General features: G+C 71.1%; 15 protein-coding genes. 13 read left to right on the top strand and 2 right to left on the bottom strand.

All coding sequences use genetic code 11. The features are described 5' to 3' along the window. Positions 1 to 46: 46 nt before the first annotated feature. Positions 47 to 313: a hypothetical protein gene (locus AS97_RS21505; protein ID WP_086710104.1), complete on the bottom strand. Its 267-nt coding sequence runs from the start codon at positions 311 to 313 to the stop codon at positions 47 to 49. 140 nt (positions 314 to 453) lie between these two features. Continuing rightward, entirely contained in the window at positions 454 to 951 is a 498-nt protein-coding gene (locus tag AS97_RS21500; RefSeq protein ID WP_059142765.1) for a hypothetical protein, read from the bottom strand. Between the two features lie 575 nt (positions 952 to 1,526). Here AS97_RS21500 and AS97_RS21495 point away from each other — a divergent pair. The 13 genes from AS97_RS21495 to AS97_RS21435 all read left to right on the top strand — a co-directional run bounded on the left by AS97_RS21495 (position 1,527) and on the right by AS97_RS21435 (position 13,250). Continuing rightward, positions 1,527 to 1,778: an acyl carrier protein gene (locus AS97_RS21495; RefSeq protein WP_014061562.1), complete on the top strand. Its 252-nt coding sequence runs from the start codon at positions 1,527 to 1,529 to the stop codon at positions 1,776 to 1,778. Positions 1,779 to 1,832: 54 nt separating this feature from the next. Then, positions 1,833 to 3,074: a beta-ketoacyl-[acyl-carrier-protein] synthase family protein gene (locus AS97_RS21490; protein WP_059142764.1), complete on the top strand. Its 1,242-nt coding sequence runs from the start codon at positions 1,833 to 1,835 to the stop codon at positions 3,072 to 3,074. Further along, positions 3,071 to 4,204: a beta-ketoacyl synthase N-terminal-like domain-containing protein gene (locus AS97_RS21485; protein WP_210565476.1), complete on the top strand. Its 1,134-nt coding sequence runs from the start codon at positions 3,071 to 3,073 to the stop codon at positions 4,202 to 4,204. Before AS97_RS21490 ends, AS97_RS21485 begins: the two co-directional genes overlap by 4 nt. After that, positions 4,201 to 5,145 carry a beta-ketoacyl synthase N-terminal-like domain-containing protein gene (locus AS97_RS21480; protein ID WP_059142762.1) on the top strand — a complete coding sequence of 315 codons (945 nt, stop codon included), beginning with the start codon at positions 4,201 to 4,203 and terminating at the stop codon, positions 5,143 to 5,145. The genes AS97_RS21485 and AS97_RS21480 overlap by 4 nt, the downstream gene beginning before the upstream one ends. Then, positions 5,145 to 6,068 (top strand): alpha/beta hydrolase, encoded by a 924-nt coding sequence (locus tag AS97_RS21475; protein WP_210565475.1) that lies wholly within the window; start codon positions 5,145 to 5,147, stop codon positions 6,066 to 6,068. Before AS97_RS21480 ends, AS97_RS21475 begins: the two co-directional genes overlap by 1 nt. Further along, complete coding sequence (locus AS97_RS21470) at positions 6,065 to 7,084, top strand: hypothetical protein (protein ID WP_125755222.1); 1,020 nt, start codon at positions 6,065 to 6,067, stop codon at positions 7,082 to 7,084. Before AS97_RS21475 ends, AS97_RS21470 begins: the two co-directional genes overlap by 4 nt. A gap of 30 nt (positions 7,085 to 7,114) precedes the next feature. Further along, positions 7,115 to 8,242, top strand: coding sequence for a beta-ketoacyl synthase N-terminal-like domain-containing protein (locus AS97_RS21465; RefSeq protein ID WP_059142759.1), 1,128 nt, complete (start codon positions 7,115 to 7,117; stop codon positions 8,240 to 8,242). Continuing rightward, complete coding sequence (locus tag AS97_RS21460) at positions 8,239 to 8,682, top strand: hypothetical protein (RefSeq protein ID WP_063804836.1); 444 nt, start codon at positions 8,239 to 8,241, stop codon at positions 8,680 to 8,682. The genes AS97_RS21465 and AS97_RS21460 overlap by 4 nt, the downstream gene beginning before the upstream one ends. Next, positions 8,682 to 9,176 (top strand): beta-hydroxyacyl-ACP dehydratase, encoded by a 495-nt coding sequence (locus AS97_RS21455; protein ID WP_059142757.1) that lies wholly within the window; start codon positions 8,682 to 8,684, stop codon positions 9,174 to 9,176. The genes AS97_RS21460 and AS97_RS21455 overlap by 1 nt, the downstream gene beginning before the upstream one ends. 56 nt (positions 9,177 to 9,232) lie before the next feature. After that, a complete protein-coding gene (fabG, locus tag AS97_RS21450; RefSeq protein WP_086710106.1) occupies positions 9,233 to 9,979 on the top strand; it encodes a 3-oxoacyl-[acyl-carrier-protein] reductase in 747 nt (248 codons plus the stop codon). Between the two features lie 26 nt (positions 9,980 to 10,005). Next, positions 10,006 to 10,719, top strand: coding sequence for a DsbA family protein (locus tag AS97_RS21445; protein WP_210565474.1), 714 nt, complete (start codon positions 10,006 to 10,008; stop codon positions 10,717 to 10,719). Positions 10,720 to 10,790: 71 nt separating this feature from the next. Next, positions 10,791 to 10,997, top strand: coding sequence for an MbtH family protein (locus AS97_RS21440; RefSeq protein ID WP_044573519.1), 207 nt, complete (start codon positions 10,791 to 10,793; stop codon positions 10,995 to 10,997). A 162-nt stretch (positions 10,998 to 11,159) separates the two neighbouring features. After that, positions 11,160 to 13,250, top strand: coding sequence for an AarF/UbiB family protein (locus tag AS97_RS21435; RefSeq protein ID WP_059142754.1), 2,091 nt, complete (start codon positions 11,160 to 11,162; stop codon positions 13,248 to 13,250). Positions 13,251 to 13,301 lie beyond the last annotated feature (51 nt).

Here is a 13,301-nt window from a genome sequence, read left to right as displayed (position 1 = left end):
TCGCCGGGCCCCGTCCGATGCGCGCGGCCGATCCGGCGCGGACGCCTCAGGGCGTGTCCGCCATGGTGCTGTGAACGGCGTTGATGAGCATGGCCACCAGGCTGGCCCAGCGGGCGCCGGCGTCGCTCATCAGCGACTGCCGGGACCCGATGTACTCGGCGTACTCCGTGCGGTGCGGGTCGAGCGCCAGCTCCCTGACGACCGCGGCGAACTCTGCCGGATCGCTGAGGTCCCGGCGTTCCAGGTGCCGCAGCCAGGCCGTGAAATCGAGTTCCACTCCGGCCGGAATCTCAGTGGTCGATACGTTTTCCACTGCACCTCCCTGGTTCGTGCGGACCGGTATCCATGTCCGCGGGACCAGCATGGAATGCCCTCCTATGGCCGACCTATTCCTGCGGAGGCCGGTGGCTATAGGCCGGTGATAGACGGTTCGGTGGGCCGTACGGCGTCCGGCTATACGCGCGGAAAACGGGCCTGCAGATTCCAGATGGCGGGGTTGTCCGCGAGTCCGTCGTGCAGATCGACCAGATCCGCGATCAGATCGTGCAGGAAGTCCCGGGCCTCGCGGCGCAGCGCGGTATGGGAGAAATTCAGCGGTGGTTCGGTGGCCGGTGTCCAGTCGGCGGTGATGTCCACCCATCCGAAGCGCCGTTCGAAGCGCAGCCGGTCGGTGGATTCGGTGAAGTCGAGTTCCGCGTGGACGGGGGTGGCCGAGCGGCTGCCGCGCGGATCCCGGTCGAGCAGTTCGACGATGTCGCACAGCGCCCAGGCGAAGTCCAGCACCGGCAACCACCCCCAGGCGGTGGACAGTTCACGGCCGGTCGCGGTGTCCGCCAGGTGGACATCGCCGCAGAACAGGTCGTGGCGCAGGGCCTGGACCGGTGCGCTCCGGTAGTCCGTCTGCGGCGGGTCCGGGAAGCGGTGGGAGAGGGAGTAGCCGAGCTCGATCACCGACCGATGGTGTCATGGTGTTCCGCCGGCCCGCGGCGGGGGCGGGCGTTGTACTGGCACCTTCCTGTTAGCGCCATTGTGCAAGATCAGCGGACTCGGATAAAAATCCAGTCAGTTGGCGGAACACCCCGTGTCCAGCACGTGGACGGCGGGAGATCCGACTCCGGCGGTGGTCATCCCCCGAACGACCGCCGGTGTCTCCCTTCGGCGCGCCCGCGGTGCTCCGCGCACCCGTGGCGGCATGTCCAGGGAGGAGATCAGGGGCCCGGACGCACCGTGCGAACCGACCACGGAACCGAGCCCCTGATCAGGGGATGGCGGCGGACGGGAACGTTTCGCTGGCAGCTTCCTGTACCGGCTGTTGCGCGGTTCCGGCCGCGCGGATAGTTCTGGAGGAAGCGCCGATAAATAACCGCCGTCGAGCGGGAATCCGGGTAGCGGGCAGGTCTGCCGACCGGGTTGTGGCAGCTTTATGCAGTGGGCATTGCGCGGTATGGCGGGGTGCCATAGAAAGATCCGAGTCCGAAATGGAAACGGCCTGCGGGTCGGCCTTGTTCGAAAGTGGGGGATCCACCATGAGTTCGGTGCACGAGGAGCGGGTGCAGAAGATCAAGGAGATCGTCTGCGACGTTCTGGAGATCGAAGAGGACGAGGTCACGGAGACCAGCCTCTTCAAGGAGGACCACTCGGCTGACTCGCTGCGTTCCATCGAAATTCTCGCGAATCTCGAGAAGGAATTCCACGTCACCATCGACCAGTCGGAACTTCCCCGGATGGTGCACCTCAAGGGCGTCTACGAGGTAGTCGCCGAGTCCGCCGGCTGGTAAAGCGGCGTTTTCGTAATCGCGGACACGGCCGGAACAGCGGACGAGGGGGACGGGATGGCGGAGTCGGGGCATGCGAGCCCGCGAAGAGTGGTGATCACCGGTCTCGGTGTGGTCTCCAGTATCGGTATGGGCGTCGATGAGTTCCGGCGGGGACTGCGCGCCGGAAGCAGCGGGGCCAAGCCGATCACGGTGTTCGACGTCGAGGGGTTCGACCACGCGAACGGCTGTGAGGTGGAGGACTTCGACCCCGAGCGGTGGATACGCCACCTCGCGGTCGAGCAGCTCGGCCGGGCGACGCAGTACTCGGTCGCCGCGGCCCGGATGGCGATCGAGGACGCGAGGGTCTCCATCGCGGACTGGCGGTCGCTGCCGGGTCTGATCTCCATCGGGACCACCGACGGTGAATCGAGGGACCTGGACCACCTGGTCGAGGCCGAGATCACCCACGGTTCCGAGCACATGCCGCCCGAACTCGCCCGCCGCGTTCCGGCCGGCCGTCTGTCGGCGGCCATCGCGCAGGAGCTGCAGCTCTCCGATGTGGAGGCGGTGACGATTCCGACCGCCTGCGCGGCCGGCAACTACGCCCTGGGCTACGGCTATGACGCCGTCCGCTCCGGGGACGCGGAGTACGCGCTGTGCGGCGGCGCCGACGCGATGTGCCGCAAGACGTTCTCCGGTTTCTACCGGCTGGGCACCATCGCGCCGGACCGGTGCCGGCCGTTCGACGTCGACCGCAAGGGCATCCTCACCGGTGAGGGCGCCGGGGTGCTGGTCCTGGAGAGCCTGGAGTCCGCGCTGGCCCGTGGCGCCCGGATCTACGCCGAGGTGCTCGGGTACGGCCTGAACTGCGACGCCTACCACCAGGTGGCGCCGAACCAGGACAGCGTCGGCCGGTGCATGCAACTCGCCCTGGAGAACGCCGGGGTCAAGGCCGACCAGGTGGACCTCATCTCCGCCCACGGCACCGGCACCAAGGCCAACGACGTCACCGAGGCCCGCGCCATCCGCGAGGTCTTCGGCAGCCGTCCGCCCAGGACCATCTCGATGAAATCGATGATCGGTCACACCATGGGCGCCGCCAGCGCGCTGTCGGCCATCGGCTGCGCCCTGGCGATCACCGAGAAGTTCATTCCGCCGACCATCAACCACACGACCACCGATCCCGAGTGCGATGTGGACTGCGTGCCCAATGTGGCCATCGAGGCGGAGCTGAAGGTCGTGCAGAACAACGGCCTGGCCTTCGGCGGCAACAACGCGGTGGTGCTGCTCGGCCGGTACGACGGGGTGCCGGCATGAGCTGGGCGGTGACCGGCATGGGGGCCGTGGCCGGAGTGGGCGGCGATGTCGACGAGCTCTTCCACAACCTGTGCGCGGGCCGCTCCGGAGTCGCCGAGCTGCGCGGCTTCGACCACGCCCGGCACACGGCCCACCACGCGTACGAGGTGGACAACCGCCCCGCCCCCGGGGTGGACGTCACCCGGCGGGCGACCGGGCTGCTGCTGGACGCGGTCGGCCAGGCGGTCCGCGACGCGGGCCTGGACGAGAGCGATCTGAGCGGGGTGCCGGTCCTGGTCGGCACCGGACTGCGCGAACTGCGCTCGGTGGAGCTGTGGCGCACTCAGGGCGCCGAATTCCCCGCCGCGGAGCTGCACTTCGGCACCGCGCTGCGCGAGGCGTTCCAGGCCGATGACACCCACACCCTGTCCAACGCGTGCTCGGCCGGGCTGTACGCCCTGGCGCTGGGCGTGGACCTGCTGGCGCAGGGGGCGGACACGGTGGTCGTGGCCGGGGTCGATGTGCTCACCGAGACCATGTACGGCCTGCTGGAGCGGGTGCAGCCGGTGCCCCCGACCCGGGTGCGGCCCTTCGACCGCGACCGGGACGGCGTCCTGATGGGCGAGGGCGCGGCGGCGGTCGTGCTCAGCCGGGTCCCCGGCGGCCGTCCGGTGCACGGCCTGGTCCGGGATGTCGCGGTCAACTGCGACGCCTTCCATGTGACGGCGCCGGACCCGGCCGGTATCGCCGAGGCGATCAGGGAGGCGCACTCCCGGGGCGGGGTGAAGCCCGCCGACATCGACCTGTTGATGGTGCACGGCACCGGGACGCTGCTCAACGACGAGGCGGAGGCGACCGCGCTCGCGGACGTCTTCGGCCCGGACCGGGGCAAGCCCCTGGTGACCGCCACCAAGTCGATGACCGGGCACACCTCCGGCGCCTCCGGGCTGCTCAACCTGGTGGTCACCCTGCGCTGCCTCGCCGAGGGGCGGGTGCCGCCGACCGTGGGGCTGGACGACCCGGTGGACGAGGCGGAGGGCTTCCGGTTCGTCACCGGCGAGGCGGCCCACCGGCCGCTGACCGTGGCGCAGTTGAACGCATTCGGCTTCGGCGGGATCAACGCCGTCGCGATCCTGGAGGCGGCTCGATGACCGTGGTGGTGAGCGGGGTCGGCGTGGTGCTGCCCCGCGCGAGGTCGGCACCGGAGCTGATGGCACCGGTGGCCGAGGCCCCGCCGGTCGAGCCGAAGGACCTGGTCGGCCGGAAGGGCCTGCGCTACAAGGACCGGGCCACTCAGCTCGCCTACTGCGCGGCCGACGCGGCCCTGCGCCACGCCGGTCTGCTGGACGACGGGGGCCTGCGGGTCCCCGGCGGAAGCGTCGCGGTGGTCGCGAGCTCCAACTACGGCAATCTCGACACCATCTGCCGGGCGATCGACACCATCGCCGAGCAGACGGCCGCGGCGGGCAGCGCCATGGATCTGCCGAACGCCTCGAGCAATGTCATCGCCTCCTCCGTCGCCATCCGCTTCGGGCTGCGCGGCCCCAACCTGATGCTGTGCAACGGCGCCACCTCCGGGCTGGACGCCGTCCACTGGGCGGCCACCCTGATCCGCGGCGGCCGGGCCTCCCGGGCGCTGGTCCTCGGCGTCGAACCCGACAACGAGTCCGTGCGCGCCTTCACCGGCGGGGCGCGGACCATCGACGGAGCGGCGGCGCTGGTGGTGGAGAGCGAGGAATCGGCCGCCGAACGGGGAGCGAGCGCGCCGGCCGTGCTCGGCGATTACGTCCGGGGCGCCGGACTGGGCCGCACTCTGGAACGGCTGGCCAGGACGGCCGGCGACCGGCCGGCCCTGTGGCACCTGCCCGAACAGCGGGCCGCCGCCGTGCCGGACACCCTGCTGGAGGGCGTGGACCGGCACGATCTGGCCGAGGTCTTCGGCCTCGGCTCGGGTGCGCTGGGAGTGCTCCAGTGCGCCGCGGCCGTCGGCTGGTTCGCCCAGGGCGGCGCCGGTCCGGTGTACGCCACCGCGGGCACCGACGCCGACGACGCCAGCGCGGGCCTCGCGCTGCACGGGCGGGCAGCGGCCTGATGTCGACCGGTGACCGCCTCGTGCGGGGACGCGCCCGGGAGGACGTCGGGCCCGTTGTGGAGTCCGCGCGGGGTGACAAGGACAACCCCGTGGTCGTGACCCGGCGCGCCGCGGGCGACCCCGGGCGGGGCCGGGTGCTCTTCCTGCACGGGCTGTCCAACAGCAGCTCGGTATGGGACGCCTGCGTCGAACAGGGCCGCCGGACCGACGGCCCCGAGCTGTGGGCCGCCGACCTGCCCTGGCGGGGCCGGAGCGTCGCCGGGTGGAGCGCCCGGGGCGATCTCGTGCCGTATATGGGCGACGCCCTGCGCGCGGTGCCGGGCGGCGCCGGTGTGGTGGTCGCCCACTCGATGGGCGCGAACGTCCTGATGGAGTTCCTGGCCCGCCGGATCGAGGAGGGCCTGGACCCGTTCACCGAGTTCGGCGTCCACGGCATGGTGCTGGTGGCCCCGTTCTACCGGCGCGCGGCCGAGGAGTTCGACTGGGCGAGCCTGGCGTACTCCGTGGACAACATGGCCCCGCTGATCGCCGAGGGCATCCGGGTGCACGCCGGGGACCGGGTCTCCGGGGCCACCCGCCGGCACCTGGCCGAGCGCATCCGCGACTGGGTCGGCCCCTATGGCTGGATGCGGTTCTTCGAGATCTATCTGCGCACCCCCGCCCTGCGCCTGGGACGGTTCACCGTGCCGTGCCTCGTGCTCGCCGGCGCGGACGACTTCGCCGCGCCGCCGGCCGAGGGCCGCGCGCTCGCGGACGGCCTTCCCGACGCCGAGTTCCGCCTGCTGCCCGACTGCGGGCACTTCCTGATGATCGAGCGGGCGCGGCAGTTCGCCGCCCTGCTCGATCGTTTCGTCAGCACCTGTTCGGCCGTCCGTCCGCATGGCGGTCCCGGCCTCGGATTCCCATGGGAGCACGATCGATGACCACAGTGGCCGAAGGCGCCGTCAAGAGGCTGCTCACCAGCGAGACGACCGCGTCGCTGCGCACCCGGTACGAGGGCTCCAACATCTGCACCTGGATCGGGTTCAAGCACATCAACTACCTGGTCGAGGAGGCCATCCTCTGCCACTTCGCCGACGCGGACCTCCCGGCGCGGGCGCTGTACGCCGAACACGGCCTCGGGGTGGACATCGTCGACCTCGACACCCGGATCCTGCACGCCCTCTACATGGACGAGACGGTCCAGGCGCGGGTGGTGCCGACGGCCGGGGACGACGACTCCTTCATCTCCTTCACGGTGGCCCTGCACGCCGACCGGGACGGTGAGGACACCAAGGTGGTGGCCGCCAACGCCAAGGTGGTGCTGCGCTCGGACAGCTATGTCGAGGCGGCCGGTGAACCGCCCGCCGAGCTCGCCCGGTTCGTCACCGGCCGGCTGAGCACCCCCGGCGCCGTCGCCCCCGAGCCGCCGGAGCTGACCGGTGCCGACCTCACGGCCGTCACCACCTCGCTGTCGGCCGGCCGCGGCACCTCCGGCCCCGACCCGGTGCTCGACCTGCTGACCGCGGGGAAGAACGCGTTCGGCTGGAAGTGGCGGATCCCCTACCCGTACTGCCACTTCTCGGAGCGGCTCCAGATGTCGAGCTATCTGCGGCAGATGGAGGAGGTCGTGGACCTCTTCCTCGCCGACCGGGGCATCTCGGTGAAGACCCTGCTGGACGAGCGCCGGTGGATCCCCGCCTGCCCGCACTCCCGGATCCAGATCCTGGACGAGGCGCTGATGGAGGAGGACCTCTACACGGTCTACACCGTCGAGAACGTCTTCAAGGACTTCACCTACACCTCCCGCATGGACTGCTATGTGGTGCGCGACGGCCGGCTGGTGCCGACCGCGACCGGCAAGGTCACCCATGGCTACGCCCTGATCGAGAACCGGCGGGACTGGAACCTGATCACCTTCGACGAGCGCGTCTCCAAGGCGCTGCGCGGCGAGTCCTGACCGACGACGGCGACGAGCGACGGAGCAGACATGAGTGGCGGCACAGCTCTTGTGAATCGACCGGTCATCACGGCCTGGTCGGCGGTATCGCCCTTCGGGATCGGCCGCGCGGCCTTCACCGAGGGGATCAGGGAGCGCCGGCCCGCGGCGGCCCCGCTCGATGACGAGCGGTGGCAGGCGGCCGGGGACCGCGCCTGTCTGGTGCCCGACTTCGACCTGCGCACGGTGCTCGGGAAGAAGGGGGTCCGCTCGATGGACCGGGTGACCGGCCTCGCGGTCACCACCGTCGCCCGGCTGCTCGACGACGCGCCGCGCAACCGGTGGGTGGCCACCGGCGAGGACGCCGCCCTCGTCCTGGGCACCACCACCGGCAGTGTGCAGAGCCAGATGGACTTCACCCGGGACTCGCTCACCGGGGAGAAGCCGTATCTGGTGGACCCGGCGCGCTTTCCCAACGCCGTGATGAACTGCGCCGCGGGGCAGAGCGCGATCTGGCACCAGCTCAAGGGGCCGAACACCACGATCGCCGGTGGCCACGCGGCGGGGCTGTACGCCCTCAACTACGCGCGCCGGCTGCTCACCTTCGGCCGGGCCAGGACCGTACTGTGCGGCGCGGTCGAGGAGTTCTCGCACGCCCGCTCCTGGCTGGAGCGCCACGCCCACCAGCCGGGCACCGAGGGGCCCGCGCAACTGCCCGGTGAGGGCTGCGGACTGCTGCTGGTGGAGCAGCGCGGCCCCGACGCGCGGGGCGACGCCGAGCAGCCGGTGCTGGCGGAGATCCTCGCGGTGGAGATGGGCATCGCCCTGGACGGCGGGGTCCGCCCCGCGCTGGCGGCCTGTCTGCGCCGGGCCCTGGACCGTGCGGAGGTGCGCCCGGAGGAGATCTGGGCGGTCTCCACCAGCGAGGCGCCCGGCCCGTCCGGGGAGCAGGAGCGGGCCGCCGTGGCGGAGGCCGCCGAGGGGGCGGACCTGGTCCACCTCACCCAGGCCGCGCTCATCGGGGACACCGGCGCCGCGGCGGCGGCGTTCCAGATCGCCGGAGTGCTGGTGCACGCCGAGACCACCCCCGAGGCCGCCGGCCGGGTGGCGCTGGTGACCTCCGTCGACCGTGACGGCGCGGTCGGCTGCGCCCTGTTGCGTCTGGCCGGGCCGCGATGACCGGGGCCGCCGGGATCATCGGGACCACCGGAACGCCGGACACCCGGCCGAGCAGTCCGGTCGCCGCGCGGGTGGAGGTCGTCCGTCCGGCCGCCGCCGACGACCGGGGCAAGGTGCGTGCGGCGACGGCCGTCACGGTGGGCGAGGACGAGGCGGTCTTCCCCGGGCACTACCCGGGCTTCCCCATCTTCCCCGGGGTCTGCGTGATCGAGTGCGTGCACCTCAGCGGTCTGCGCACCCCGCCGCCGGGCTCGGCCGGTCTGGAGCTGGTGGCCGTGGAGAGCACGCGGTTCCTCAGCCCGGTCTTCCCGGGCGACCGGCTGGCGGTGGACCTGGTGTGGACCGGCGGGTCCGGGGCGTGGAAGTGCGCCGCCAAGGTGGCCACCGAGCGCGGGCCCGCCGCGCAGGTCAGACTGCGGTTCACGGCCGAGGAGGCGTGATGATCGGCCAGTTGGAGATCAGAAAGGTGCTGCCGCACCGGTTCCCGATGCTGCTGCTGGACCGGGTGACCGACGTGGTCCCGGGGGAGCGGGTGACCGCCGTGAAGGCCGTGACCTGCAATGAGCCCTGGTACCAGGGGCTCGGACCGGACGCGCCGGCGGCGGCCTACGCCTATCCGCGGGTGCTGCTGCTGGAGTCCTGGTGCCAGTCGGCCGGGCTGCTGGCCACCTGGGAGTCACCGGATCCCGATGTGCTCGAGGGCCAGGTCATGCTCTTCGGCAGCGTGTCCGGCGTCGAGTACCACCGGCCGGTGCTGCCGGGGGACGTACTGGAACACCGGGCGTCCATCACCCGGGTGGTGGACGACACCGTGCTCATCGAGGGCGGTTCCACGGTGGCCGGTGAGCCCGCTCTGACCGTCGGTCTCGCGGTGCTGGCCTTCCGCCCGGCGGCGGAGCTGCGGCCCGGCGACCCGGCCCCCGCCCTCGCCTGACCCCTGGCAACAGACCTCCGGCCCCATGCGGCCGGCCGAATCGCTTTGGAGAACCAATGGCAGAGAACGCATCCCGGGTGGCGCTGATCACCGGCGGTTCACGGGGAATCGGCCGGGCCACGGTGGTGCGTCTGGCACGGGACGGCTTCGATGTCGCCTTCTGCTACCAGTCGAACGAGGCGGCCGCCCTGGAACTGGAGAAGGAGGTCACGGAGACCGGGGCCCGGGTGCTCAGCCGCAAGCTCGACGTCCGTGACGCCGAGGCGGTGCGTGCGCTGGTCGCCGAGACCGAGCAGACCCTCGGCCCGATCGACGCGGCCGTGACCGCCGCCGGGATCACCCGTGACAATCCCCTGCTGCTGATGAAGGACGACGAATGGCATGACGTGCTGGACGTCAACCTCGACGGGGTCTACCACGTCTGCCGCTCCGTGGTGTTCGGCATGATGAAGCGGAAGAGCGGGGTGATCGTCAACATCTCCTCGGTCGCCGGTGTGCACGGCAACGCCACCCAGTCCAACTACTCGGCCTCCAAGGCCGGGATCATCGGCTTCTCCCGGGCCCTGGCCAAGGAGGTCGGACGGTACGGAATCCGCGCCAATGTCGTCGCCCCGGGGTTCATCGACACCGATATGACGTCCGTGCTCACCGGCCAGGTGAAGGACAAGGCACTGGAGTCGGTGCCGCTCGGGCGGCTGGGGCGGGCCGATGAGGTCGCCGACCTCGTGTCGTACCTCGTCTCGGACCGTGCGGCCTATGTCACGGGCTCCGTCGTCCAGATCGACGGCGGCATCACCATCTAGCTTCGCCCCGAACCCAGGAGGTTCCGTTGGCCGTCAAGCCACCGCGCTGGTATTTCTCACTCCGCAGCCCCTATTCCTGGCTCGCCTACCGTGAACTCACCGAGAACGCCCCCGATGTGGCGGACGCGATCGAATGGCGCCCGTACTGGGAGCCGGACGAGGTGAGCGAGGGCATGCTGGCCGACGCCGGGATCCACCTTCCCTATGTCGCGATGTCGAAGGAGAAGCACTTCTACATCCTGCAGGACGTCAAGCGGGCGGCCGTCGAGCGCGGCCTGCGGATGGTCTGGCCGATCGACACCGCTCCCAACTGGGACGTCTCCCATCTCGCCTATCTGGTCGCCGAGGACGCCGGCCGCGGGCGGGACTTCATCGACGCCGTGTACCGGGCCCGCTGGGAGAACGGTATCGACATCTCCGAACGCGCCACCATGGCCGCGATCGGCCATGAACTGGACCTGGACCCCGATGCGTTGTCCGGTGCGGCCGACGATCCGGAGATCCGCCGGCGGGGCATCGAGGCGCTGCGGGCGGTGGACCGCGACGGAGTGTTCGGAGTGCCGTTCTTCATCCACCGGCACGACAAGTTCTGGGGGCTGGACCGGCTCTCGGGATTCGTCGCGAGCGTCCGTGCCAAGACCCGGACCGCCGTTGTCGAACGGCGGGAGAACGACCGCGGGATCGAGCCCGCCCTGCTCGTCCCGGCCGGTGACGCCGGGCACGCCGGTGGCTGCGGCTGACCGGACGTACGCAGAACGACCCTCATAGACCATCGTCGACCCGATAGACCTGTCAGAAAGGCGATCACGCCATGAGCAACCCCTTCGAGGACGAGAACGGCAGCTACTACGTGCTGGTCAACGACGAGCAGCAGCACTCGCTGTGGCCGGCCTTCGCGGAGGTACCCGCGGGCTGGACCGTCGTCCACGGCCAGGACAACCGCCAGGCGTGCCTGGACTACATCAACGAGAACTGGACCGACATGCGGCCCAAGAGCCTGATCGAGGCGATGGGCTGACGCACGCCACGTCCTCCCGTGCCACGGGGCCCGACATCCTGACGTCGGGCCCCGTGGTGTGTGTCCGGCGGGTTGCCGCGTGACATCCGGGCAGCCGCGGTCCGAGAAGGACGATCCGGACTAGTGTTGACACCCTCTTCATCGCACACGGGGGAACGTGCCATGACCTGGCTGGCTACCACCAGCATCGACGACCTGTCCTTCGGGCTGCTGATCGTGCTGATCGCGGTGTCGTCGCTGGGCGTCTTCGTCTTCGGCGTCTCGGCGATCTCCGGCCGGCTGCTCGGCATCCGGGTGGGCCCGCTGCGCGCCCTCGGCGCCGGTCTGGTCGGGCTGGGCGCGATGCTCGCCTTCAAGCCGACCATGCACGACCAGCAGAGCATGGGCGTGCTGTACGGGGTCCAGGTCGGGGTGTCCGTCCTCGCCGCGATGGCCGCCCTGGTGCTGGCCGAGGTCTTTCTGCCGCGCGGCAGCTGGGCCATACCCATGCGGCTGTGGCGCGCGATGCGCAGCCGGCTGCGGCGCACCCGCCGCTATTCGCAGATCAGCCGGATCTTCATGCGCCACGGCCTGAGCCGTCCGCTGCGCAGTCGGCACAGTCTGGAGAGGGCCCTGCGGCCCGGCGAGTTCGGCGAGCGGATGGCCAGGGGGCTGCGGCTGGCGCTGGAGGAGTGCGGCGGGGCCTTCATCAAACTTGGCCAGCTGCTGTCCACCCGGCGCGATCTGCTGCCCCCGCACTTCATCGACGAGCTCAGCCGTCTGCAGAGCGATGTGCCGCCCGCGCCGTGGGGGGACGTGGCGGCGCTGCTGCGTGAGGAGCTGGGCAGGCCGGTGGACGACGCCTTCGAGTGGATCGAGCAGATCCCGCTCGCCGCCGCCTCCATCGCCCAGGTCCACCGCGCCAAGCTGACCGGGGGCCCGGTGGTCGTGGTCAAGGTCCAGCGCCCGGGGATCCGCGAGCGGGTCGAGCGCGACCTGGACATCGTCGTCGCGATCACCCGCAGCCTCCAGCAGCGGTCCCGGTCCTCCCACGCCATGGGGCTGCGGGATCTGGGCGACGGCTTCGCCACGTCGGTGCGGGAGGAGCTGGACTTCCGGATCGAGGCCAACAACGCCGCGGTGGTGGCGGAGTCCTGCGACGGGTACGAGGCGGACGCCCTGGTGCGCGTGCCCCGGGTGTACGAGGAGTTCACCACGGCCAGGGTGCTGGTCCAGGAGTGGCTGGAGGGGGTCACCTTCGACCGCGCCGCGGCCGTCGCGGACCGCAAGGGGCTGGACCGCCGCCAGATCGCCCGGACCGCCTTCGCCTCCATGCTTCACCAGATTCTGCGGGCCGGGGTCTTCCACGCCGATCCGCATCCGGGCAATGTGCTGCTGCTCGACGACGGGCGGATCGGCCTGCTCGACTTCGGCTCGGTGGGCCGTATCGACCCGTCCGTGCGCCATGCCCTGCAGGAGATGCTGGTGGCCGTGGACCGCGGCGACCGGGCCGGGCTGCACGACGCGCTGATGGCCCTGCTCGGCACGAGGGCCACCAGGAGCGAGGACCTCATGCTCAACTCGCTGCTGCTGGAGCGTGAGCTGGGGCAGTTCATGGCCCAGCACCTGGGGGCGGGGGCGCGGCCGGACACCGAGATGTTCACCGCGCTGTTCCAGCTGCTCGCCCGGTTCGGACTGGCCGTGCCGCCGGAGGTGGCCGCCGTCTTCCGGGCCCTGGCGACCATCGAGGGCACCCTGGGCCGGGTCAGCCCCGACTTCAACATGATCGACGAGGCCCGGGCGATTGCCGTGGACCTCCTCACCGACCGGCTGCGTTTCCGTGCCACGGGCACGGGGAGCGAAGAGGAGGGCGCGGGGATGGCGTCCGGGTTCTCGTCCCTGGCGCGGGGCGCGGCCCATGAGTTCCTGTCCGCGTTGCCGATGCTGCGGCGGCTGCCCCGGAGGGCGGAGCGGATCAGCGCGTCGCTGGAGGAGGGGCGGTTCACAGTCCGGGTGCGGGTGCTCGCCGACGAGCGGGAGCGGCGCTTTGTCTCCGGGCTGATCCACCAGTTGACGGTCACGCTGCTGGCGGCCTGCACGGGGCTGATGGGGGTGGTCCTGGTGGTGTTCGGCACCGGGCGCGGGCCCCAGGTCACCGCGGAGGTGGAGCTGTTCCCGCTGCTCGGCTATCAGGTGCTCGCGGTCAGCGCGATCCTCATGCTGCGCGCCCTCTACACGGCGATACGCCGGCCCGGCACCCACGACACGTTCTAGCATCCGGGGCGCGTCCGGGGCCGGGGCGAACCCCGGCCGAGGCGGTACGTG

It is taken from the genome of Streptomyces sp. AgN23 (assembly GCF_001598115.1).
GTDB classification, from domain to species: domain Bacteria; phylum Actinomycetota; class Actinomycetes; order Streptomycetales; family Streptomycetaceae; genus Streptomyces; species Streptomyces antimycoticus.
The sequence above is the reverse complement of the archived record's forward strand: the minus strand, read 5'-3'. Positions and strand labels throughout refer to the sequence as shown.